The 24,129-nt window shown below is 33.2% G+C and carries 25 protein-coding genes; 12 read left to right on the top strand and 13 right to left on the bottom strand.

Annotation, left to right across the window (positions count from 1 at the left end):
• The first annotated feature begins 214 nt into the window (after window positions 1-214).
• A complete protein-coding gene (locus tag M9Q43_RS02450) occupies window positions 215-994 on the top strand; it encodes a THC0290_0291 family protein (RefSeq protein ID WP_262317386.1) in 780 nt (259 codons plus the stop codon).
• A 67-nt stretch (window positions 995-1,061) separates the two neighbouring features.
• Here the strand turns inward: M9Q43_RS02450 and M9Q43_RS02445 are convergent, their stop codons facing one another.
• Together M9Q43_RS02445 and M9Q43_RS02440 are read right to left on the bottom strand one after the other, a co-directional pair.
• Complete coding sequence (locus M9Q43_RS02445; protein WP_262317385.1) at window positions 1,062-2,204, bottom strand: cystathionine gamma-synthase; 1,143 nt, start codon at window positions 2,202-2,204, stop codon at window positions 1,062-1,064.
• Between the two features lie 67 nt (window positions 2,205-2,271).
• Window positions 2,272-2,727, bottom strand: a complete 456-nt coding sequence (locus M9Q43_RS02440) for a DinB family protein (protein ID WP_262317384.1) — start codon at window positions 2,725-2,727, stop codon at window positions 2,272-2,274.
• Between the two features lie 79 nt (window positions 2,728-2,806).
• Between M9Q43_RS02440 and M9Q43_RS02435 the strand changes: the two genes are divergently transcribed.
• The 10 genes from M9Q43_RS02435 to M9Q43_RS02390 all read left to right on the top strand — a co-directional run bounded on the left by M9Q43_RS02435 (window position 2,807) and on the right by M9Q43_RS02390 (window position 11,064).
• Complete coding sequence (locus tag M9Q43_RS02435) at window positions 2,807-3,163, top strand: arsenate reductase family protein (protein ID WP_262317383.1); 357 nt, start codon at window positions 2,807-2,809, stop codon at window positions 3,161-3,163.
• Window positions 3,156-4,049 carry a DMT family transporter gene (locus tag M9Q43_RS02430; RefSeq protein WP_262317382.1) on the top strand — a complete coding sequence of 298 codons (894 nt, stop codon included), beginning with the start codon at window positions 3,156-3,158 and terminating at the stop codon, window positions 4,047-4,049. The genes M9Q43_RS02435 and M9Q43_RS02430 overlap by 8 nt, the downstream gene beginning before the upstream one ends.
• 95 nt (window positions 4,050-4,144) lie before the next feature.
• On the top strand, window positions 4,145-5,005 hold the full coding sequence (locus M9Q43_RS02425) for a YicC/YloC family endoribonuclease (protein WP_262317381.1): 861 nt from the start codon (window positions 4,145-4,147) through the stop codon (window positions 5,003-5,005).
• Window positions 5,006-5,416: 411 nt separating this feature from the next.
• Window positions 5,417-6,097, top strand: a complete 681-nt coding sequence (locus M9Q43_RS02420) for a hypothetical protein (RefSeq protein ID WP_262317380.1) — start codon at window positions 5,417-5,419, stop codon at window positions 6,095-6,097.
• Between the two features lie 70 nt (window positions 6,098-6,167).
• A complete protein-coding gene (gmk, locus tag M9Q43_RS02415) occupies window positions 6,168-6,743 on the top strand; it encodes a guanylate kinase (protein WP_262317379.1) in 576 nt (191 codons plus the stop codon).
• 31 nt (window positions 6,744-6,774) lie between these two features.
• On the top strand, window positions 6,775-7,146 hold the full coding sequence (locus M9Q43_RS02410) for a four helix bundle protein (protein WP_262317378.1): 372 nt from the start codon (window positions 6,775-6,777) through the stop codon (window positions 7,144-7,146).
• Window positions 7,147-7,171: 25 nt separating this feature from the next.
• Entirely contained in the window at window positions 7,172-7,753 is a 582-nt protein-coding gene (gene nadD / locus M9Q43_RS02405; protein WP_262317377.1) for a nicotinate (nicotinamide) nucleotide adenylyltransferase, read from the top strand.
• Between the two features lie 69 nt (window positions 7,754-7,822).
• Window positions 7,823-8,989 carry an iron-containing alcohol dehydrogenase gene (locus M9Q43_RS02400; RefSeq protein ID WP_262317376.1) on the top strand — a complete coding sequence of 389 codons (1,167 nt, stop codon included), beginning with the start codon at window positions 7,823-7,825 and terminating at the stop codon, window positions 8,987-8,989.
• Between the two features lie 74 nt (window positions 8,990-9,063).
• Window positions 9,064-10,059 carry an NAD(P)H-dependent glycerol-3-phosphate dehydrogenase gene (locus tag M9Q43_RS02395; protein ID WP_262317375.1) on the top strand — a complete coding sequence of 332 codons (996 nt, stop codon included), beginning with the start codon at window positions 9,064-9,066 and terminating at the stop codon, window positions 10,057-10,059.
• A gap of 27 nt (window positions 10,060-10,086) precedes the next feature.
• Window positions 10,087-11,064, top strand: coding sequence for a TerC/Alx family metal homeostasis membrane protein (locus M9Q43_RS02390; protein WP_262317430.1), 978 nt, complete (start codon window positions 10,087-10,089; stop codon window positions 11,062-11,064).
• Between the two features lie 63 nt (window positions 11,065-11,127).
• Here M9Q43_RS02390 and M9Q43_RS02385 read toward each other — a convergent pair whose 3' ends face one another.
• The 5 genes from M9Q43_RS02385 to M9Q43_RS02365 all read right to left on the bottom strand — a co-directional run bounded on the left by M9Q43_RS02385 (window position 11,128) and on the right by M9Q43_RS02365 (window position 16,502).
• The gene (locus M9Q43_RS02385; protein ID WP_262317374.1) at window positions 11,128-13,959 is read right to left on the bottom strand and encodes a GH92 family glycosyl hydrolase; all 2,832 of its coding nucleotides are present in this window, start codon (window positions 13,957-13,959) and stop codon (window positions 11,128-11,130) included.
• Window positions 13,960-14,054: 95 nt separating this feature from the next.
• Window positions 14,055-14,543 (bottom strand): tetratricopeptide repeat protein, encoded by a 489-nt coding sequence (locus M9Q43_RS02380; RefSeq protein ID WP_262317373.1) that lies wholly within the window; start codon window positions 14,541-14,543, stop codon window positions 14,055-14,057.
• 9 nt (window positions 14,544-14,552) lie between these two features.
• Complete coding sequence (locus M9Q43_RS02375) at window positions 14,553-14,960, bottom strand: hypothetical protein (RefSeq protein ID WP_262317372.1); 408 nt, start codon at window positions 14,958-14,960, stop codon at window positions 14,553-14,555.
• 32 nt (window positions 14,961-14,992) lie between these two features.
• Window positions 14,993-16,012, bottom strand: a complete 1,020-nt coding sequence (gene pheS / locus M9Q43_RS02370) for a phenylalanine--tRNA ligase subunit alpha (RefSeq protein WP_133610264.1) — start codon at window positions 16,010-16,012, stop codon at window positions 14,993-14,995.
• 133 nt (window positions 16,013-16,145) lie between these two features.
• The gene (locus tag M9Q43_RS02365) at window positions 16,146-16,502 is read right to left on the bottom strand and encodes a hypothetical protein (protein WP_166235521.1); all 357 of its coding nucleotides are present in this window, start codon (window positions 16,500-16,502) and stop codon (window positions 16,146-16,148) included.
• 133 nt (window positions 16,503-16,635) lie between these two features.
• Here M9Q43_RS02365 and M9Q43_RS02360 point away from each other — a divergent pair, with 133 nt between their 5' ends.
• Entirely contained in the window at window positions 16,636-17,166 is a 531-nt protein-coding gene (locus M9Q43_RS02360; RefSeq protein ID WP_262317371.1) for a CvpA family protein, read from the top strand.
• Here M9Q43_RS02360 and M9Q43_RS02355 read toward each other — a convergent pair.
• The 6 genes from M9Q43_RS02355 to M9Q43_RS02330 are packed head-to-tail and all read right to left on the bottom strand — an operon-like array spanning window position 17,156 to window position 24,128.
• The gene (locus M9Q43_RS02355) at window positions 17,156-17,923 is read right to left on the bottom strand and encodes a tetratricopeptide repeat protein (protein WP_262317370.1); all 768 of its coding nucleotides are present in this window, start codon (window positions 17,921-17,923) and stop codon (window positions 17,156-17,158) included. The genes M9Q43_RS02360 and M9Q43_RS02355 overlap by 11 nt on opposite strands.
• Window positions 17,923-19,713, bottom strand: coding sequence for a BatD family protein (locus tag M9Q43_RS02350; protein ID WP_262317369.1), 1,791 nt, complete (start codon window positions 19,711-19,713; stop codon window positions 17,923-17,925). The genes M9Q43_RS02355 and M9Q43_RS02350 overlap by 1 nt, the downstream gene beginning before the upstream one ends.
• Before the next feature lie 3 nt (window positions 19,714-19,716).
• Window positions 19,717-20,460 (bottom strand): tetratricopeptide repeat protein, encoded by a 744-nt coding sequence (locus M9Q43_RS02345; protein ID WP_262317368.1) that lies wholly within the window; start codon window positions 20,458-20,460, stop codon window positions 19,717-19,719.
• The gene (locus M9Q43_RS02340) at window positions 20,453-21,496 is read right to left on the bottom strand and encodes a VWA domain-containing protein (protein ID WP_262317367.1); all 1,044 of its coding nucleotides are present in this window, start codon (window positions 21,494-21,496) and stop codon (window positions 20,453-20,455) included. The genes M9Q43_RS02345 and M9Q43_RS02340 overlap by 8 nt, the downstream gene beginning before the upstream one ends.
• Window positions 21,497-21,507: 11 nt before the next feature.
• Window positions 21,508-22,512: a vWA domain-containing protein gene (locus M9Q43_RS02335; RefSeq protein WP_262317366.1), complete on the bottom strand. Its 1,005-nt coding sequence runs from the start codon at window positions 22,510-22,512 to the stop codon at window positions 21,508-21,510.
• A complete protein-coding gene (locus M9Q43_RS02330; protein WP_262317365.1) occupies window positions 22,512-24,128 on the bottom strand; it encodes a BatD family protein in 1,617 nt (538 codons plus the stop codon). Before M9Q43_RS02330 ends, M9Q43_RS02335 begins: the two co-directional genes overlap by 1 nt.
• Window position 24,129 lies beyond the last annotated feature (1 nt).

Here is a 24,129-nt window from a genome sequence, read left to right as displayed (position 1 = left end):
TTAAATTCTTAATAAAACGTTTTCGTAATTTTAAGTTGACAAATATACATTTTAAATATTACTTGTTATATTTTTAGCAAAATTTTATAACTTCTGTGATTAAATATATCTGCTTAAGTATTATTTGACAATTATTTAAAGAAGAAAAGATAGTTTTTTTTTTGAAGTGAAGTTAGTTTTTATATATTTGTCGGATAATGGAAAATCTTTAGCGATGACTAAAAAATTTAAATACCTACTAATTTTGTTTTTGGGAGTTAATTTCTCTATGACAGCGCAGTTTGGCTTCTCACATGAAGTTGGTGCTTTTGTTGGAGGAGTTGCTTTTCAATCTGACTTTGGAGTAAGACATGATTTTGAAACTAATGCTGGAAATACTGGTTTTGGAGTTGGATTAGTTCACTATATGAATTTTGCTTATAGAGCAGAATGTAACTGTTACACTCCGGAAACCTACTTTAATGATCACTTTAAAGTTCGAACAGAATTATCATACAACAGTACTAAACTTGAGCACTTTGGAGAATGGGCAGACAAAGAATCTTTAGCAGGAAATCAATTAAAAGCAATGAAAGGTGAGGCTAAAGTAACAGACATCGGAATGCAATTAGAATATTTCCCTTTAAGTATTCGCGAATTTACTGCTACAAATGGTTCTTGGGCTCCATTTTTAGGTTTAGGAGCTCACTATTCATTTTTTAGCAATCACACCTATTCAGAATTAGGACCATTAGGAAGCCCTTTAACAACTTATCCTAGATACTTAAATGGCGGTTATTCTTCTGAAGGAGGAAGTACTTGGTCAGTTGTATCAAGTGTGGGTACTCGCTATAAATTAACAGAATTATCTGATTTATTTGTAGAGTTAAGATGGCAATATTATTTTTCAGACTGGGTTGATGGTTTAAATAAAGACCCTAATATTTGGAATGAAAACAAATCTAATGACTGGAATGTTTGGTTTCACGTTGGATACATTTATTATTTAGATTAATATATTTTACAACATAAAAAAATCCCGATTCGTTTGAATCGGGATTTTTTGTTTTTAGTTGTTTCTGTTATTTAAAAGCTTGTTCTAAATCGGCTAATAAATCTTCGATATCTTCAATTCCTACGCTTAAACGAACTAAATCATCTGAAATACCTACTTCTTTTCTTTTATCTTCTGGAATAGAAGCATGTGTCATTAAAGCTGGATGATTTGCTAAAGATTCAACTCCTCCTAATGATTCAGCCAAAGTGAATACTTTTAAATTCTCTAAGAATTTAATTGCATCTTCTTTTTTACCTGATTTAAAAGTAAACGTTACCATTCCTCCAAAACCACTCATTTGCTTTTTAGCAATTTCATGAAACGGATGAGAAGCCAATCCTGGATAATACACTCTCTCTACTAAAGGATGATTATCTAAATAGTCCGCTACTTTTTCTCCGTTTTCACAATGACGTTGTACACGTAAATGCAATGTTTTAATTCCTCTTAAAACCAAGAAAGAATCCATTGGCCCTAAAGTTGCTCCAGTTGCGAATTGTTTGAAATGTAATTCTTCGCCTAATGCTTTGTCTTTGATAATTAAAGCTCCAGCAATAACATCAGAGTGACCTCCTAAATATTTAGTTGCCGAATGCATTACAATATCAGCACCTAAATCCAATGGTTTTTGTAAATATGGCGTTGCAAAAGTATTGTCTACAGCAAATAAGATATTGTGCTTTTTAGTAATCTGAGCAATCGCAGCTATATCCGCTAATTTCATTAATGGATTAGTAGGTGTTTCTACCCAAACCAATTTTGTATTTTCATTGATTAACGATTGGAATTTATCCAAATCATTCATATCCACAAAATGAAATTTGATACCGCTATCTTTATATAATCTTGTAAATAATCGGTAAGTTCCACCGTATAAATCGTCCATAGCAATGATTTCGTCACCTGCTTTGAACATGCGTAACAAACAATCTGTAGCTGCTAATCCTGATGAAAAAGCCAAACCTCTTGCTCCGTTTTCGATACTTGCTAAAGCGTCTTCTAAAGCTGTTCTTGTAGGGTTTGCTGCTCTACTATATTCGTAATCACCTACTGGTTTTCCAGGACTTGATTGCACATAAGTCGATGTTTGAAACACAGGAGGCATTACCGCTCCCGTTACTTTTTCATGATGTTGTCCACCATGTATCGTTTTTGTATTGAATTTCATTTTAAAAAATTTTTACAAAGGTAAATAAAAGTTGTTTGATGCTGCTTTTTGAATCGTTAACAATTCGCTAAATATATTTCTTAATCGACATCATAATTCCCAAATGAATGCCTTCGTGATAATTGTTAAATTCCACAGCTTCTTTCAATGTTCCCAAATGAAATCCCGTTTTGGTTTGGTACGAATGAAATTCTTTGAAAATTCCTGCTTCAAAATCAGTTTTTGTTTTTTCAACCATTTCGGATAGTAATTTCTTGATTTCATCTACTTCTGCTTGAGTAGTTTTTCCATCTGGGCGCGAACCGTTCTGGTATTTCTCAAAAAGTGAATCCGAAATATGCATTGGTAATCCTGATAAGGCGTACACTAATTTTTGCTGCGAAACCACAACGTGACCCATATTCCAAATCAAATTATTGCTCATTCCTTGTGGAATTGTATTCAGTTGCTCTAATGAATAATTCTCTAAAAATTTTAAATAAATACCTCGGCTGGTTTGCCAAATTCTAAAAGTTGCTTCCATTACTTAATTTTTTATAAAATTACTGATTTTTAGAATTCAAAAGGCTGTATTTTTGCATCAGAAATTGAAAAACAACAAAATGAACAAAATATACTATTTGGCTTCGTGTGATACGTGCCGAAAAATCATCAAATCGTTACCCAATTCTGATAAATTAACGTTTATAGATATTCGCCAAAATCCAATTTCGGAAAGCGATTTGGAAGAAATGTATCAACTTTCAGGAAGTTACGAAGCACTTTTTAGTAAAAAAGCACAATTGTATAAATCATTAGGTTTAAAAGATAAAAATCTAACCGAAGCCGATTACAAAAAATATCTTTTAGAACATTACACGTTTTTGAGTCGTCCTGTTGTTCTTTTTAATAATGAGATTTTTATCGGGAACACGCAACCTAATGTCCTTAAATTAACGAAAGCTCTTCAAAGTGTCTAAAAGAAGTTGGGCGTTATTTGCCGCTACCTTAGTTTCCATCATTTACGGCGTAACTTTCACGATTGCCAAAGACGTAATGCCAAAATATGTCGACGCATTCGGATTTATAGTGATGCGTGTTGGTGGTTCGGTAGTTTTGTTTTGGCTGATTTCATTTTTTGGACCCAAAGAAAAAATTGCAAAAGAAGATTTTCCTCGAATTATTGCTGCAGCGTTCTTCGGAGTTGCTTTCAATATGCTGACTTTTTTTAAAGGATTGAGTTATACTTCGCCTATTATGGGAGCCGTTTTGATGGTTACAACACCTATGATTGTGCTTGTTTTATCGGCATTCATCATGAAAGAACGCATGGAAAACCGAAAAGTATTAGGCATCATTTTAGGATTAGCTGGGACAATAACTTTAATTCTTTACGGAAAATCTTTGATCAATGCGACCAATGCAAGTTTAGGAAATTTATTGGTTTTTGTAAACGCGGTTTCATACGGATTTTACCTCATCATCGTAAAGAAATTAATGGATAAATACAACGCATTTACCTTTGTAAAATGGATTTATACTTTTGGTTTCTTGATGGTATTACCTTTTGGTTGGAACGAATTTCAAGCAGTAGATTTTACTAATTTACCAACGGATATTATCTGGAAAATTGGTTTTGTAGTTGTGTTTTCAACATTCTTAACGTATTTGCTAAATTTAGTTTCCATGCGCGAACTAAAACCAACAACCGTAGCGGTTTTTATTTATTTACAACCACTTTTTGCCACTATTTTTGCAGTAAGTTTAGGAAAAGACGATTTGAGTTTGGTGAAATTGATTTCGGCGGTGTTGATATTTGTTGGTGTTTATTTAGTAACACAGAAAAAAGTGACTAGTGACAAGTAATTAGTAACTAGCATTTTTGAAAAGACTAATCACTATTCACTCTTCACTAATTACTAAGAACTTTTCTTATCTTTGAAGACATTTTTATAAAATATATGATACAATCCATGACGGGTTTTGGGAAAGCTTCTTTGCAATTACCAACCAAAAAAATTACCGTAGAAATCAAATCGCTAAACAGTAAAGGTTTAGACTTAAATACACGTATGCCATCCGTTTTTCGTGAAATGGAATTGGGTTTACGCAATCAAATTTCGCAACGTTTAGAACGCGGAAAGGTTGATTTTTCGCTTTATGTAGAAGTAACTGGCGAAGAAACAACTTCAAAAATCAATGTGCCGATTGTAAAAGGCTACATTAACCAAATGAAAGCCGTAATTCCAACTGCAGATGAAACGGAATTAATGAAAATGGCTGTTCGTATGCCCGACGCATTAAAAACCGAACGCGACGAAATCGATGAAAACGAATGGAAACAAATCCAAACCGTGATTGATGAAGCATTAGAAAACATCGCTAATTTTAGAAAAGATGAAGGTGCGTCTTTGGAAAAAGAATTCCAATTGCGCATTTCAAACATCAATAATTTAATGAACGAAGTGGTTTCTTATGATGCTGAACGCGTTGAAACGGTAAAAACTCGTTTAAGAACAGCTTTAGACGAATTAAAAGTAAATGTTGATGAAAATCGTTTCGAACAAGAATTGATTTTTTATCTTGAAAAATACGATATTACCGAAGAAAAAGTGCGTTTGGGCAACCATTTGAACTATTTCTTAGAGACCTTAAACGGAACAGAAGCCAACGGAAGAAAATTAGGTTTCATCACACAAGAAATGGGAAGAGAAATCAATACCATGGGATCCAAATCCAACCATACCGAAATGCAAAAATTGGTAGTAATGATGAAAGATGAATTAGAGAAGATTAAGGAGCAAGTATTAAACGTTTTGTAATCGGATTAAGATGGGGATTATTTTATTGTTTTATTTTATTGTCCTTTTTGTAATTATAGGATTATCTATTTTGCAAATTTTCAAAGTGAGAAAAGAAATCAATTTTAATAAAAAAATATTTTACAGCATTTTAGCATCAATATTTTTTTTATTCATAACCAATTTAACATATGCAAATTCAAAGGAAGTTTATGCTTTCGAACCTTTTTTTCTGATTCCATTTATCACAATAGTTATTCCTTTTGGTTTGGGAGCTATTCTAAATGTTTTAAAAAAAGAAAAATTAAAAATCATTTCTAATTCATTAATATTTAGTATTTTAATTTCAATTATAATAATGATAATTTTTAATGAATATTTAGATGTAATTGAAAGGTTTGACTTGAAAATTTATTATTAAACAACAACACAATGACCAAAGGAAAATTATTACTTTTTATATTTATTCTTTCTCTTTCTTCATGTGGAACAGCAGTAAAAACACTAGCAGGATTTAAAAATCCGAAAGTAGAGAAAAAAGAAGAACTTGTATCTTTTTTTGCTGAAGTTTTGCCAAGTCAAAAAACGTATTTTATGACTGTAAATGAAGTTGGCAATAAAATGGATATTATAAATAATATCGTTTTAGGCTTAAATTCTGAAATATTACTTTTTAATAGTTCTACAGGTGAAAAATATTGTTATCAAGGGACAGAAGAATGTGGTGGTATTCAAATGCAAAACGCATTCAAAAACTTTGATCAAAACTATTTTACTTGTAAAGATAGTTCCGGCTTAAATTTAAGTTCATACTTAGAAAAAATTATTGATGTTAGTGGAAAGAAAATAGCCAAAGAAGAATTGCCAAAAGCTGATTATTACATTTTTCAAAATTGGAATAAATATTCAGGTTCTAAGAAGAAACTTCAAGAAGATGTAAATTGGCTGTTAGATTTAAAGAAAAATTCAGAATTAAATGTAGCAATTATATTTGTTAATGGAGATATGTTAGAAGAATGGGGATTAGAAAAAAACGGCGAATTACCTTTAAAATTTAGAAAAGAAAATGGAGGATTTTCAATGACTTTTGGAGAGCTTCCATTAAAAAAATAATTTAAAGCAAAACTCTAAATCTTTTAGATTATTTCGATACTTTAGATTTTTTAGATAAAATAACAACACAATGATCAAAGGAAAATTATTAGTATTCTCTGCGCCATCAGGTTCAGGAAAAACTACTATAGTAAGACATTTATTAGCCCAACCCGATTTGAATTTAGAATTTTCAATTTCGTGTACAACACGCGAACCACGTGGCGAAGAAGTACATGGAAAAGATTATTATTTCATTTCTTGGGACGAATTCAAAAAGCATATTAAAGCAGAAGATTTTGTAGAATGGGAAGAAGTGTACACTGATAATTTCTACGGCACTTTAAAAGCCGAAGTAGAACGCATCTGGGCTTTAGGAAAACACGTAATTTTTGATATTGACGTTGCAGGTGGATTGCGTATAAAAAGCAAATTTCCAAACGAAACGTTAGCTGTTTTTGTAAAACCACCAAGTGTTGACGAATTAAAACGTCGCCTAAAACAACGTTCTACCGAAAGCGAAGACAAAATCAACATGCGTATTGCAAAAGCATCAGTAGAATTAGCAACCGCGCCACAATTTGACACCATCATCAAAAATTATGATTTAGATGTAGCAAAAGAAGATGCATACAAATTGGTAAAGGATTTTATAAATAAAGATTAATTAGTAAAAAGTGATTAGTAATTAGCTTAAAATGAATGAAATAAAATCATACAAAGATTTATTAATCTGGAAAAAAGGAATTACAATTGTAAAATTAGTTTATCAACTTGTAAAAACTTTTCCGCAAGAAGAAATGTATGCGCTTTCAAGTCAATTAAAAAGAGCTTCTGTTTCAATTCCTTCAAATATTGCTGAAGGTTATGGTAGAAATACCGATAAATCATTTAGTCACTTTTTAGACATAGCAAGAGGTTCTTTATTTGAAATTGAAACACAATTAATTATTGCGAAAGAATTAGGCTTTATTACTAATTTGGAATTATTTCAAGAATTATTAAATCAAATTGAAGAAGAGTCAAAAATGATTAACGCTTTTTCCAAAACGCTTAAAGCTATTCACTAATCACTCTTTACTAATCACTAAAAAGATGAAAATCGGATTGTATTTCGGAACGTTTAATCCCATTCATATTGGGCATTTGATTATTGCCAATCATATGGCAGAGCATTCTGATTTGGATCAAATTTGGATGGTCGTTACACCACACAATCCGCACAAACAGAAAAGTTCGTTGTTAGATGATTACCATCGATTGCACATGGTGCATTTGGCAACCGAAGATTTCCCAAAAATTCAACCTTCGGATATCGAATTCAAATTACCGCAACCGAATTATACCGTAAATACCTTAGCGCATTTACAAGAAAAATTTCCAAAACATGAATTTTCATTAATCATGGGTGAAGACAATTTGAACTCGCTTCACAAATGGAAAAACTACGAAGTCATTTTGCAAAACCACGATATTTATGTCTATCCGCGACTAAATTCAGGTGAAATTGATGAGCAATTTATTAATCATGCAAAAATTCATAGAATTGGCGCTCCAGTTATTGAGTTATCCTCAACCTTCATTCGCGAAAGCATTAAAAAGGGTAAAAATGTAGTGCCGATGTTGCCGAATAAAGTTTGGGAATATGTGGAGCATAATAATTTTTATAAGAAATAGATTAACATTCCTTTACCATTCGTTCCCAATCCCATTGCGTAACTTTGTATTCTTAAAAAATAAAATGTTATGCTAAACTTCGAATTATACAATCCTGTAAATTATGTCTTTGGAAAAGGACAAATTGCTAAACTAACCGATTTAGTTCCTTCAAACACTAAAATTCTTATCGCTTATGGCGGCGGAAGTATCTTCAAAAACGGTGTTTATGACCAAGTAAAAGCAGCTTTACCGAATCACAATATTGTGGAATTTGGCGGAATCGAACCGAATCCTCGTTTTGAAACTTTGATGAAAGCCGTTGCAATTATTCGTGCTGAAAAAATTGGTTTCATCTTAGCTGTTGGTGGTGGAAGTGTGATTGATGGCGTGAAATTTATTTCGGCAGCCGTTAATTTTGAAGGCGATGAAGCCGATATTCTAAAAAAACGAATTTTATTCAAAGATGTTGCTAAAGTAATTCCTTTTGGAACCGTTTTAACCTTACCAGCAACCGGTTCGGAAATGAATTCGGGAGCAGTAGTTACGATTGAAGCTACGCAAGAGAAATTAACGTTAGGCGGAAGCGCTTTGTTTCCAGTATTCTCAATTGTGGATCCAACCGTGATTACTTCGTTACCAAAAAGACAATTGCAAAACGGAGTTGTGGATGCGTTCACACACGTTATGGAGCAATATTTGACCTATACTCACGATGCTTTATTGCAAGACCGAATTTCAGAAAGTATTTTACAAACATTAATTGAAATTGGTCCTGATGTAGTTGAAAATCCGAGTGATTATAAATTAGCTTCCAACTTTGTTTGGAGTGCTACCATGGCATTGAATGGCTTGATTCAAAAAGGAGTTCCTTCAGATTGGGCAACGCACATGATTGGTCATGAATTAACAGCTTTGTACGAAATTGATCATGCGAGAACGTTGGCAATCATTGGTCCAAACTTATACCGCGTAATGTTCGATACGAAAAAAGACAAATTAGCGCAATACGGTCAACGGGTATGGAACATTCAAGGCAATTCAACTGAAGAAATTGCAGAAAAAGCAATCGAAAAAACAGTTGAATTCTTCCATAAAATGGGCATGAAAACCAAATTATCGGAAAACACAGAAAATTACAAAAAAACGGCTGATTTCATCGCCAATCGATTTGAAGAAAGAGGTTGGAAAGTATTAGGCGAAAAACAAAATATCACCATCGAAAAGGTAAAAGCAATCGTAGAAATGAGTTATTAAAATCGCTTCACGCAAACGTTTTTTGTAAATCCTTTTAAAATGATTATTTTTGATTTTCTAAATCGAAACACATAATGGAAAAGAAGCCGAAATTTGCAGTCATTGGAGGAGGAAGTTGGGCAACTGCAATTGCAAAAATGCTTTGTGAAAATCAAGACGAAATTGCTTGGTACATGCGAAGTACTTATGCTATTGAGCATTTGAAACATCAAAAACACAACCCGAATTATTTAAGTTCGGTTGCGTTTGATACCAATAAATTAAAACTCACAAACGACATCAACGAAGCGGTTGCTTATGCTGATTATGTAATTTTTGTAGTTCCTTCTGCTTTTTTAAGCAAAGAATTAGAAAGTTTAACCGAAAGCTTAGAAGGAAAAATCATTTTCTCTGCGATTAAAGGAATTGTTCCAGAATCGAGCTTGATTGTTGGTGAACATTTTCATACCAAATACGATATTCCATTTGATAATATTGGGGTAATTACGGGTCCATGTCATGCGGAAGAAGTGGCTATGGAACGATTATCTTATCTTACAATTGCTTGTAGCGATAGAAAAAAAGCCAAATATGTGGCTAAAAATCTGAGCTCACACTACATAAAAGCAAAAACTACTGATGATATCATTGGAACAGAATATGCAGCTGTTTTAAAAAATATTTATGCTATTGCAGCAGGAATTGCGCATGGTTTAGGTTATGGTGATAATTTTCAAGCGGTTTTGATGAGTAATGGTATTCGCGAAATGAAGAAATTCATTCGTAAAGTGCATAAAATGAAACGAAACATTAATAATTCGGCATATTTAGGCGATTTATTAGTTACTGGATATTCCGTTTTTTCTAGAAATAGAATGTTTGGAAACATGATTGGAAAAGGCTACACCGTAAAATCAGCTCAAATGGAAATGAGTATGGTGGCAGAAGGATATTACGCAGTAAAAAGTGCTTACAAATTAAACAAAGAATACGGAGCTGACACTCCAATTATCGATGCCGTTTACGAAATTTTATACGAAAACAAAGACGCTAAAGCCGTTTTTAAAGAATTAACAGATAAATTAAACTAATACATGCTATCATTAAAAACAGGTTCAATAGATCACTTAATTGATCATCCTGGCATTATTACGGCTTTTACAATTACCATCATTGCGATGTTGGTTTTAGATTTAGGAGTTTTAAACAAAAAAGGTCACGTAGTTTCCAATAGAGAAGCGGCTATTTGGTCGGTGATTTGGATTTCTTTAGCCATGGGATTCAGTGGTATTATTTATCACTACATGGGAGCCGAAAAATTCATGCAATTTCAAGGAGCGTATTGGATTGAAAAAGCGCTTTCTGTAGATAATTTATTTGTATTTATATTAGTTTTTGGCTATTTCAATGTCGCAAAAGAAGCCCAACATAAAGTATTATTTTGGGGTGTAATTGGCGCTTTGGTTTTTAGAGCTATCTTTATTTTTACTGGAGTTTGGTTATTGAACTACACGTATTTACCTGAAATGGAGCTTTTTGGTCAAGTAGTAAAAATCAACTATTTGCTAACCATTTTTGGAATTATTCTAATTGTTGCTGGAATCAAATCAGGTTTTAGTGATGAGGAAGATGAAGGAAGTAAAGATTTTAGTAAAAGTGCGGGTTCTAAATTTGTACACAAGTTTTTTAAAGTAAGTCCAAATTTTGATGGTGATAAATTTTTCACTGTTCAAAACGGAATCAAAATGGCAACACCTTTATTTGTGGTGGTTACTATTGTTGAATTTACCGATTTATTATTTGCAGTAGATAGTATTCCAGCAATTTTCGCCATTGCACCAGACGATCCGTTTATTTTATACACGTCTAATATTTTTGCGATTTTAGGATTACGTTCGTTGTATTTCCTTTTGGCGAACTTTATGTACATGTTCAGTAAATTGAAATACGGATTAGCATTTATCTTAGCCTTTATTGGTGTAAAAATGATTGTAGCACCGTTTTACCACATCGAAACTTCTTATTCTTTAATGGTTGTGGGAAGTGTATTAATTTTGTCTGTAGTAGCTTCTTTGTTGTTTCCTGATAAGGATTAATTTCAAAACATATATCTAATAAAAAAGGTTGTCCGCTAAGACAACCTTTTTTATTAGATAGCTTTACTTTATCGTAATCTCATCCACAAAAATAAACGCATCGCCACCAGCGCCTTGATGCCATTCTGGTAATTTACCGAAATTTTTGGCGATGACTTTTACGTAACGTGCTTTTTTGCCTTTGCTTTCGTTTGATGTGAAATTTAGAATCGTATTTTCTTCTAATTTTGGATCTAACGTATTGTTTACCGAACCAAAATAAATAAAGTTTACATTATCTTCCGAAATGTAATAATTAACTTTCGTTGGCATTAAAATCCACGAACGTTGGTCTTGTAAAAAACGTACCGAAATTTCACTAACATTTTTTACTTCTTTTAAATCGACTACCGCTTCAAAATCCTGACTTTGGTAACCTTGCCAATCGCCTTTTCTCCAATTTTCAGCCCCTAAAATACCATCTAACAAACCTTCTGGACCACCCGCATGATATTGCGGATTGTAAACCGATTTAATATTGACACTGTAACTGTTTGGTTTTTTGAAGAAGGTTGCGGAAATGGTGTTGCTTTGTCCTTCATTTGTTTTTACATAAGTTTCAATAGTTGAAGTTTGCGATATTTCAAAAGGTTTTGTGTAAGGAACAAAAAGTTTCTTTGCCAAATGATCATCTTTATCATTAATCATGAAATAAATCACATCATTTAAGTATTGAGACTTCAATTCAATCTTCAAATTATCTTTAAACGCTTTGCTAGCAGCTTGAATCACAGGAACTGGTTCTATTTTTTTGATAATATAATCTAAATTCCAATCAATATCTTCAGAAGATTCAATTTCTTTCTCTTGTTGAATCGCTTTTTGTTTATTGATTTTTCTTTGCTCTTCAGTAATTACAGCCTTCTCACCACTTTCAAGGTTTACAACTATTTTATCAAAATATAAATCGTTTTCATAATGATGAATAATACTTCCAGGACAAACAGGATATTCACTCATAACACTCAACACATACCAAGCACTCATTTGTCCACAGTCTTCGTTTCCAATTAAACCATCGGGTGTATTGGTGTAAAAATTCTCTAAAATATACTTGATTTTTTCATTCGTTTTTTCTGGTTTTCCCACATAATTGTACAAATATGCCATGTGATGACTTGGTTCGTTTCCGTGAGCATATTGCCCAATTAAACCAGTTACATCGACTTGTTCTCTACCGGTAGTTTTACTTTCACTGTTGAACATTTCGTCTAACTTGGCTTCAAATTTTTCAGGTCCGCCATAAGCTGCAATCATTCCCTCAATATCTTGTGGAACGAAAAATGAGTATTGCCACGAATTGCCTTCGGTAAAATTATTGTTGACTTCTCTTGGGTCGAAAGGTTTATCCCAACCCCCATTTTTCTTTGGACGCATGAAACCCGTTTCCCAATCGAAAATGTTTTTCCAATTTTGAGAACGTTTCATAAAATATTGGTAATCTTCTTGCTTGTTTAGAATCTGTGCCATTTGCGCAATACACCAGTCGTCATAAGCATATTCTAAGGTTTTGGAAACGCTTTCGTGTTCGTCATCTATCGAAATAAAACCATTTTTCTTGTAGGCATCCAAACCTAAAACATCACGCATAGCAGAAGCTTTACTGGCTTCAAAGGCTTTTTCATAATCAAAACCTTTTATTCCTTTTACCATCGCATCAGCAATTACAGAAACGGAGTGATAGCCAATCATACAATCGGTTTCATTAGAAGCCAATTCCCAAACCGGTAATCTGCCGCCTTGTTCGTATTGTTTGATGAAAGTATTGATATAATCGGCAGTTCGTTTTTTATCAATCAAAGTGTACAACGGATGCGCTCCTCTAAACGTGTCCCACAAGGAAAAAACCGTGTAATAATCAAATCCTTCGGCAACATGAATTTGGTTATCTCTACCGCGGTATTTTCCATCTAAATCTTGTGCAATGTTTGGTTGCATCATCGTGTGATACAAAGCCGTGTAGAAAATCGCTAACTTATCTTTATCATTGGAAGTTACTTCAATTTTTGACAATTCTTTGTTCCAAAGAGCAATAGCGGCTTTGTGCGCTTTATCAAAATTCCAATGTTTGATTTCGGAACTATTTAATTTGGCTCCTTCATAACTCGTTGGCGAAAGCGATACTTTTACAAGAATTTTTTCACCTTTTTTGACTTGTTTAGAAAAAAGAGCTGAACTTATTTCTAACTCATTATTATTTTTAATCTGGTTTGCCTTTTTACCAAAATAAATATTATCAAAAGCCACATTAAACTCAATTCGGGCATAAACATATTGATCTCTTGCCCAAGCTTCACTTCTTCTTAATACTTCAATAGTTTTATTGTCTACAACTCGAATTCTTCCTTCCAATAACTTATCGCGATGATTCAAATCTAAGACAATATTGCCTTGACCACTTTCATTGAACGTATATTCATGAAAACCAACACGGGTTGAAGTGGTTAATCGCACATCGATATTGTGTTTATCTAATTTCACAGAATAAAATCCAGCGGAAGCTTTTTCATTCGCATGTGAAAAAGTAGAAGAGTAATCTTTGCTACTAATTGTATGCTTTCCCATAGTCGGCATCAACATGATGTCACCATAATCTGAAACACCAGTTCCGTTCAAATGCGTGTGGGAAAATCCGTAAATCAAATTATCCGAATAATGATAACCTCCACAGCCATCCCAACTACCATCGATTCTGGTATCTGGAGACAACTGCACCATTCCGTAAGGAACTGTTGCGCCAGGAAAAGTGTGTCCGTGACCGCCTGTTCCAATAAATGGATTGACGTGTTTGGCGAAATCTTGTGCTTGGGAAATTGTAGTAGTTAAAAAGGCTAAAGCAATAAGAAATGGTTTCATGTTGTGTTGTTGAAAAAATTTCTTAAAGGTAAAAATATTTTCTTTTTTAGAGAGAGTTAACTCAGATTTACACAACTTTTAAAAATAAATTATTTTTATTGGTTTCCTTTTTCACCAGAATTAATCATTTTTATAGCTGCCTTGGCTATTGAATTATTTGGAAATTCAGTAAGCAATCTTTCATAATATTCTTTAGCATTTTTCCCATCTCCAATTTGACTATAACCAAAGGCAATATTATTTAAAGCCATTTCTTTATACCCCATTTTTGAAGAACTCAACAATAGTAAATAGCGATATTTATCCAAATACTCATTTTGGTCGAAAAAATTATAGCTTTTTTGAAATGAATCAATTCCTTCTAAAAACCGATTTTCTTTATACAAAGACAATCCTTTTCTATGACTTTTAGGAATAAAACTTCTCAAAATATAGCTAATTGACAAATAAGTTATGGCTCCAAATAAAACAGCATTTTTAGGGGAAATTTGATGAAATACAAGCAATAATAATCCCATAAATAAAAATTGTGGGATTACCGATATCCAAGCTGTTTGTCTAATTGTTGGTGTTTCAGAAGCCATATTTAAAATCTAATTTGCAAAAACGCCTCTTTTGTTGATGATTGGTAAATCAGCAGCAGCTTTTTCGTTGATGGAATTGGTTCTAAAAACAAAGGTTTTATCGAATAATTGTCCGTTTGCGAAATACGACAACATGAATTCATTATTCAATTGTAAGACGTTGTTTTCTAACAATTCAACTTTAACGGCGGTTCTTGGTTCTACTTTAGCAAACGCGTGACGGAATGTTCCCGTTCTACGTTCTTCACCATTAATTAAACCATAAGCGCGTGAAACTACCATAGCCATTTCCAATAAATTATCGGTATCGTTTACTAAATAAGCGTACCAAGAATTTTCCATAAAATCGTCGTTCCATTCTTGAAAAGCTACAATGTGAACACCTTCTACTTTTGGGATGATAATGTCTTTTTTCATAGTAAGTGAGATTGCTTCGTTCCTCGCAATGACTAAATTGATGATTTGAATTGCTCTAAGAAACGTACGTCGTTTTCATAAAACATACGGATATCGCCAATTTGATACAACAACATCGCAATACGTTCTACTCCCATTCCGAAAGCGAAACCTGTGTGTTCATCTGGATTGATACCACAGTTTTTCAAAACATTAGGGTCAACCATTCCGCAACCACCAATTTCTAACCAACCGGTTCCTTTGGTAATTCTGTAATCGGTTTCAGTTTTTAATCCCCAATAAATATCGATTTCAGCACTTGGTTCTGTAAATGGAAAATACGAAGGGCGTAAACGAATTTTCGATTTTCCGAACATTTCTTTGGTAAAATACAACAAGGTTTGCTTTAAATCGGCAAAGGAAACGTCTTTATCAATATACAAACCTTCCACTTGATGGAAAATACAGTGCGAACGCGAAGAAACTGCCTCGTTACGAAAAACTCTTCCCGGAGAAATCGTACGAATTGGCGGCTTGTTGTTTTCCATATAACGCACTTGTACTGATGAAGTGTGTGTTCTCAACAAAACATCAGGATTGGTTTGAATGAAAAACGTATCCTGCATATCTCTTGCTGGATGGTATTCTGGTAAATTTAATGCGGTAAAATTGTGCCAATCGTCCTCGATTTCTGGACCTTCAGACACGTTGAAACCAATGGTTGAAAAAATATCAATCATTTGGTTCTTTACAATAGAAATTGGGTGACGAGAACCAATGTTCATCGCTTCTCCTGGACGCGTGGTGTCGCCGTAAATTCCTTTTGCTTCTTCTTTATTTTCTAAAGCGTCTTGAATGGTTTTTACCTTTTCTTCTGCCGAAGTTTTCAATTCGTTGATTACTTGACCAAATTCTTTCTTTTGTTCGTTTGGAACATTTTTGAATTCGGCAAAAAAGTCTTTCAACAAGCCTTTACTTCCTAAATACTTGATTCGGAAGGCTTCTAATTGTTCTTTGTTATCGGTTTGAAAAGATTTTACTTCTTCAATATGGGCTTTAATCGTTTCTGTCATCGCTCGTTGTATAAAGGTGCAAATTTAGTTATTTTTAGTGATTAGTAAATAAAAAAGTGAATAGTAACTAGTAATTAGTGATTAGCAAAAAACACTAAAGAACAAAAGCTAATTACTAATCACTCTTCACTAATTACTCTATCAACTCTTTCTCTAAAAAGTAACTCACTATGGCTTCTTTCATTAGTACAGCTTGTTCGCCTGCTTTTAGTGGTGGCAATTCTTCTTTTACTTTGTAATGCGGCCAACCTTCGTTATCAAAATACTCAAACTCGTAGTACCCATAAGGTTCTAACAAACGGCAAATGGCAATGTGCATCAGGTTTACTTTTTCATCTTTTTTGAAAGTAGCATGAATTTTTCCCAATTCTTGCACACCAATTAGGTAGATAATTCCTTCTAAATCAAGGTCTTCTCCGCCTGAAAATTTTTCTGATAATATATTGACAACGCTTTCCCAACGCTGTTTTAATTGTTCGTCTCTTGACATTTTTTTAAGTTTGAAGCTGGAAGCTGGAAGCACGAAGTTTCCCATCAATCCAATAATGTTTCTGCAAAGATAACAACAGAAAACTACTTTCAACAATTCTTTTATCTTTGTTCTTTATTCTATTTTCTTTCAAATGAGTTTTATTGATATTGTTTTTGCGGTTTTATTAGGTTTTGCGGTTTATAAAGGATTGAAAAACGGACTTTTTGTGGAAGTAGCTTCTCTATTAGCCTTGGTTGCTGGAATTTATTTAGCGATTAAATTTTCGAGTTTAGTAGGTGCGATTTTTACTGGAATTGTCCCAAGTTGGAATCCGAAATATATTGAAATTACCGCTTTTATCATTACGTTTTTGTTGGTAGTGATTGGCATTCACTTAAGCGCGAAAATTTTAACCAAATTAGTCGATTTTGCTTTTCTAGGTTGGATTAACAAATTAGCAGGTGTGATTTTTAGCTTATTGAAAACAATTTTAGCGTTGAGTGTCGTGCTTTTTATTTTTGAGAAAATCAACATCAACAATATGCTACTTTCAAAAGAAACAAAAGATAATTCAATGTTTTATAACCCAATTCAAAATATTTCAAAAGCGATTTATCCTACGATTGAAGGTTGGTATGATAATTTGAAGAAAGGTGTTTCCGAAGAAAAAACTAATTCTTAGCTTTCACTTCCTTAATCGCTTCTTTGTCAATCCACGCTTTGGTTTTGTCGGTGAGTTCTACTTGTTTCCAGTTGCCTAATTCTTCTAAGACGAAAACTTTTGTGCCTTCGTGAAGCGTTACAACATCTTCAGAACTGTTTTTGGGTTCAGCTTTTAAAGTCGTTGATTCTGCAAAAACGATGGCTGGATTGTAATTCGCATCAAATTTCTTTTGTAAAAAGGCTGAGAAAACCGTTACGCCAATTGCGACTAAAAACAATAGAAATAAACTGAAAAAAGTGCGTTTTAGAAACACGGTATTTCCAAAATAATAGCCTAAAAAGAAAAGTAAACTTAGGAAAGCAATAATAACCGCAATCCAAGCCCAAGTATCGTAATGAAATGTGCTTGTAAATTCTTTCACCATTTTCTTAAAACCGACTTCTGGAAGAATTTTAATGTCGTCTATAGCCATTTTTTGAGCAAATGAGAGATTTGTTTGAATAGCTTCGTCATCTGGGTTTAAAAGCAGTGCTTTTTCGTAATTGTAAATGGATGGCGCTACTTTGCCTAATTTGTAATAGCAATTGGCAATATTAAAATACAAATCAGCCGATTCGTTGCCTTGGTTTACAATGCTCCCGAAAGATTGTAGCGCTAGTTCGTAATCGCCTTTGTTGTATAAATCGTTAGCTTTTTTGAAAGTAGTGTCGATGGATTCACTTGCATTGGCAAATGAAATCAAAAACAAAAGGAATAGTATAATTCTATTTTTCATTATTTCAATTGTTTTTCAAGTTCTGAAATTCGTTCCACAGCTCGTTCAAAATCATTTGTCATGGCAATATCTGTTGCTGGTGCATATCTTGCAAATTCGCAATCGTTCATTAATTCCATAAATCGATTGATACTTTCTTCTGATGCGTTTCGTTGTTGTAATAATTCGATGATGTTTTCTTTACTCATTTCAACCGTTTCGATATGTAATTTAGCTTTTAAGAAATTGTGTAACGCTTTCTCCATTGCCATATAAAACGGAACTTTCTCGCCCATTTGTTTTTTGGCTTCCGACAAATATTTCTTCACTAATCGGTTATTATTTCTAACTCGATTACCTACAACATCGGCATCTTTTGCTTCTTTTTGTTTTCTAGCAATCATCACAATCGGAATCAATAATAATGGTGCAAATAACAAACTATAAAACAATCCTGAACCTAAGAAATCTTCTCTAGAAGCAGATACAAATTCTGTTTTCAATTTATTGAATTGGAATACTTCTTTTTTCTGAATGGTTTGTTTATTCGCACTTGGTGTATTGGCTACAAATGTTCCGTCACCTTCCGCAACATCAATTGTAATTTCTTTTGAAGTGATGGTTTTGTACGATTTACTTACCAAATCGTAATACGAGAACTCCATTGGTTTAATCGTATATTTCCCTTTAAATTGTGGAATTATCGTGTATTTGTCTGAAATTTTTCCGGTCATACCCGTAACTGGAGTTTGTACATTTTCTGTATGAGCTGGATCGTACATTTCTAACGCGCTTGGAACCACTGGTTTTGGTAATGTAAATAATTTTAAATTTCCTTTACCTGAAACACTCACTTCTAAATCTAAAGATTCGCCAGCTTTTAAAGACGTTTTTGATGGTTTCACTACAAAATCAAATTTTCCAACCGCACCAGTAAATCCTCCTGGTTTTCCGTTTTCGGGAAGTGGTTTTACATTGATGGTTTGCATTCCTGTTGAAAGTGATTTTTCGATAGCCGTCATTTCATATTGACCAAAAAAATCTCTTCTTCCAGTTGGAACTTCTGCATCGATATCAATTTTAAATGGTTCGATTTTTTTGGCTCCAGCTTCTAACGGATATAAAATTACTTTTCGCAACACCACCATGCTATAATCTTTTCCGTTGAATTTACCTTTCTCGGCACGAAGTTGCTTGATATCGATGTACTGACTCCAAAAATCTTCATATTTTGGTGCTTGAAAGTTTCTGAAATTGGAAACCGAACTATTGTACGGAAAATATAATTTGTAAATCACGGTAACGGGTTCGTTTACATAAGGATTTTTGGTAGAAAGTTCGCCAACCAAATGAATTCCTTCGCCAAAATTGTAATTTTGTTGTTGCTGTTGTCTTGGGTTTTGTCCAGGATAACTTGGCATTTGAATTGGGTCGGTAATTTTAATTTTAATAGGTTGCGATTTATAAACCGTTCCGTTATATTCAATCGAAGCCGAACCAATAGTAAAAGTTCCTTTTTTTGTGGGTGTTAAATAGTAAATTACTTGTGTTGAAATTTCTCGCTTTTGTGTCATTCTTCCATTCACAATAGTTATAGAAGTTTGATTTCCTTTGTTTATAAAAGGACCATCAGCTTTAAACCCTGTGAATTTTGGAGCTACAAAATTATCACCTTCATTATTGATGGAAAAAACCAATGGGATTCTTTCGTTTAAACCATAGGTATCTCTATCGGTTTGTGCTTCAAATTTTACTTGAGCAGAAACAGAAACCGATATAAAAATGATTATCCCTAAAATTATTTTTTTCATTGATTACCAATCTTTTTCATTTGATGCAGGACGTGCTTTTACTTTTTTCTCATTCACTTTGTCCTGAATTTTCTTTTCAGCATTATTAACAGCATCTAAAATATTGTCGATACGTTGTTTGTCAGCACCACTTGGCTTTGGCGATTCATTTTTATCGTCTTTTTTGTCTCCATCGCCTTTGTCGTCTTTTTTGTCTTCGCCTTTGTTTTTATCTTGATCTTTTTTATTGTTTCCTTTGTCGTTTTTGTTGTTTTCGGGTTGCGGTTTATTTTCGTTTCCGCCGCCTTTATTTTTGTCGTTGTTGCCATTTGGTGGTGGATTTTCTTTTTTCTTCTTTTTTGCTAAAGCATAATTATAACGTGTTTCTTCGTCTAATGGGTTGTTTCGTAAAGCATTTTTATAGGCTTCCGCAGCAGCGTCGTAATTTTTATCTAGCATAAATGTGTTGCCTAAATTATGATAAATACGATGTTTTTCGGTTTTCGTTTTTGCCGATTCTAAAGCTTGAATGTATTTAATTTGTGCTTCGCCAGGCTGATTTTGACGGTAAATGCTATTTCCTAAATTGTATGCTGCAACTGCTTTTTTTGGCGATTTTTTCGATTCAGTTACCCGATAATCCGCTTCGGCGTTGGTGTAACTTTTTTGTGCAAAAGATTGATTTCCGTTGTACAGATTTTTATCTTTTTCTTGGCTAAAAAGAACGCCACTTATCAATAAAACAACTATGTAAACTATCTTATTCATGTTTTTTTTCGTTAAATAAATTCAACTTTTGCACCCAATTTGTTTTTTTCTCCAACAGAAAAACATCTACTAATAGCAACAAAAAGCCTAGTCCTAAAAACCATTGATATTGTGATTCAAAATCGGCAATCTGTTGTGATTCAAATTCTGATTTTTCAATTTTATCCAGCGATTTTTTTACTTCTTCCACTACTTCTTTTGTAGAAGTACCAACAATGTATTTTGACTTGGTTTTATTGGCAATGTTTTGTAAAACTTCTGGATATAATTTTGTGATGACGTTTTCTCCGTTTTGATCTTTTTTATAGGACGAAATGTTTCCTCTATCATCTTTTAAAGGAATTAAAGCTCCTTTTTCTGTACCCACACCAATTGTTAAAATACGAATGCCTTTTTCTTGTGCCATTTCAATTGCTTCGTCAGCTCCATCGCCATGATCTTCCCCATCGGAAACTAAAATAATTAGCTTACTAGTGTCTTTAATGTCAAAATAATCAACCGAAAGTTTTATCGCATCATTAAAAGCTGTTCCTTGCGAAGAAACCATGTTTGTATTCATGCTTTGCAAATACATTTTTGCAATGCTGTAATCGGTTGTCATCGGTAAAACAGGATAAGCACTTCCGGCATAACCTACGATTCCAACACGATCATTTCCTAATTGGTTGATAATTTGCGAAACCAATTGCTTTGTTTTTTCTAAACGATTTGGCGCCACGTCTTCGGCTAACATACTTTTAGAAACATCAATCGCAAAAACAATGTCGATTCCTTGTCGTTTTACGGTTTCCATTTTGGTTCCCATTTTTGGGTTTACCAAAGCTATTATCACGCAAGCCAAAGCCAAAAGCAAAATAATTAATTTTAAAACGGGTTTAAACGTTGATTTTTCGGGACTTAATTTTCTAAACAATTCCAAATCGGCAAAAGCAGCTTGCTTTTTTCTTTTCCAAAATAAATTGAATAGAAAAAGTGCCACTACAATTGGAATGAGTGCTACTAAATAAAAATATTTTGGGCTTTCTAATTCAAACATTTTTTCTTTTTCTAAACGATTCCTCTAAAAACTGAATTACGCAACAACACTTCAATTCCTAACAAACCAAAAGCGATGAGTGCGAATATTTTATATTTTTCGTCGTAGTTATAAAATTTTTTCTCGTCAATTTCTGTAGTCTCTAACTTATTAATTTCGTCGTAAATAGCTTGAAGTTTTTTGTTTGATGTTGCTCTAAAGTATTTTGCATCGGTTGTTTTTGCAATTTCTTGCATTAATTTTTGGTCGATTTCAACAGGCATCATTCTAAAAACTAATTTTCCGTTGGCGTCTTTTGCTACAGGGAACATCGCTTTTCCGTTGGTTCCAATTCCAATCGTATAAACTTTTATTCCGTATTCTTTAGCAATTTCGGCAGCTGTTCTTGGGTCAATTGTTCCGGAATTGTTGACACCATCGGTCAATAAAATAATGATTCTACTTTTTGCTTTGCTATCTTTTATTCGATTAATTGCGGTGGCTAAACCAACGCCTATTCCGGTTCCATCAGCTATAATTGAATCGTCATATTCTACCGTTTTTAACGATTGTAAAATAATGGCTTTATCAGAAGTTACAGGAGTTCGGGTATAACTTTCGCCAGCGTAAACCACTAAACCAATTCGGTCGTTAACTCTATCTTGCACAAAGGTTGACGCTACTTTTTTCAAGGCTTCTAAACGATTTGGCTTTAAATCGTTTGCTAACATACTACTCGAAACGTCGATTGCCATTACAATATCGATTCCTTTGGTGGTTTTTGATTTTGAAGTTACATCAACGCTTCTTGGTCGTGCCAATGCAATTATGATGAAACTCAATGCAATTAATCGTAAAACATATAAAAAAGGTTTTGCTTTCGCTAAAAAAGTTCTATTTTTTTTAAATGGTTCTAATGAACTCATTTTTAAAGTTGCCGAAAGCTGATTGCGTTTATAAAATAACCAAGCAATTGCTAATGGTAAAACCAAAAACAGCCACAAAAATTCTGGATTTAAAAAGGTTACTTTTCCCATTATTGTTTCGCTTTTCTTAGTTCAATTGAATTCTGGATTTTCTCCATAATTTGTTTCGCATGTTCATCATCTTCCTTATAAATTAAGAAAAATTCTTGTGCGCCACCAGCTTGAGCAAAAACTACTATTTCGTAGCTCATTTTTTGATCTTCTTTTGTAATCTCGTTAAAAGTGGTAAAACTTCCGTATGATTTTTTACCCGAAAGTCCTTTTACGTTTTCAAAATCAGCCGCTTTTACAATGATGTTTTTAGCACCAAAACGCTCTAATTCTTTCAAATCGCTTTCTAAGGCAACTTCCAAATCAATTTTTGTTGTGTCTTTAAATGCTGTTGTTACCAAAACAATCGAAAAATCATCAATAATGCTTCCGTACATAAATCTATTGGTTGATTTTACGTTTTCGGGAAGGTTATTTTGAATTTTTTCGTCGTTATTTCGTTTCAAAACCTTTGGCGTTTCAATCACAATTGCAGGTTCACCATATTCTGAAGTAATCCATTCTTTTTCTAATAATTTTTCGGTGGTGTAACCAATGTGATGCTCTTTTAAATAATCTAATCCAAAAGTGTAAGCGAAAATTCCGACTGAAATCACAAATAAAACAACAGCAATTCCAACTGAAATTGCAGTTCGCATGAATTTTTGTTTCTTCAACTCTTTTCTACGTACCTCTTCTGCAAAAAGTGCTTCGGCTTGTTCTTCGGTTCTTGGTAATGCTTTGTCAACGATTAATAAGAATTTGTCAACAATACTTTTGTCTTTTTCGATTTCAAATTGTAATGGTTTTGATTTGGCAAATTTTACTAAATCAGAATTTTCTAAAACCTGACGAAATTTGTCCAATTCTTCACGATTTACGAACATTTTCTTCTCTGAAATTGCCTTTTTCAACGAATCCATCAACTCGCTCGATGTGCTTTCCATTGCTGGAATGTGCACCGATTCTTCGATGTACGTTCGAGCAATATCGGTCATTTCAGAATAATATTCTTTTACATCGCCTTTTTGAACCAATTGTTTTTTATCTAAATTTTGAAGATAGGCAATCGCTTTTTCAATCGGCGAAGCAAAAAATTCTTCTTCTTTTACTTTACCTTTTTGTAATCGTTTAATAATAAAATAAGAACCAAAACCTGAAGCGATTATCAGAGCTAATAAAACCAACAATTTCCACCATTCGCTGCTTGGTTCTTCTTCGGTAGCGATGATGTCTTTGATATCATACATTTGCTGTTTTGTGGTGTCGACTTTTACGTTGTTTACCACTATGGAAAGCGAATCGGTTTGAAAATCTTTTTGGTTAATTTTTACGATTAATTTTGGAATCAAGTATCTTCCAGAATCAAATTGGGTTAATCCATACTTTTTTATTAATTCGTATTGTGAGTTGTTTTTTATAGTATCAATTGGATACGATTCTAAAACTTCTAAAGCACCAAAATTTTTTGCATTTGGGAAAACCACTTTGTCTTTAGCGTTTACCGATGCTTTTAACGTTAAATTGAATTGCGAACCAATTTTAATTTGTGAAGAATCAATAGAGGTTGTGACTTTTTGAGAAAACCCAAAAAATCCAAAAAGCATAATAATATATAAGTAAATTTTCTTTTTCATT

The organism is Flavobacterium odoriferum, assembly GCF_025499515.1.
In the GTDB taxonomy this organism is placed as follows: domain Bacteria; phylum Bacteroidota; class Bacteroidia; order Flavobacteriales; family Flavobacteriaceae; genus Flavobacterium; species Flavobacterium odoriferum.
Note: the sequence above shows the minus strand (reverse complement) of the source record. Positions and strands in the feature narration are given on the sequence as shown.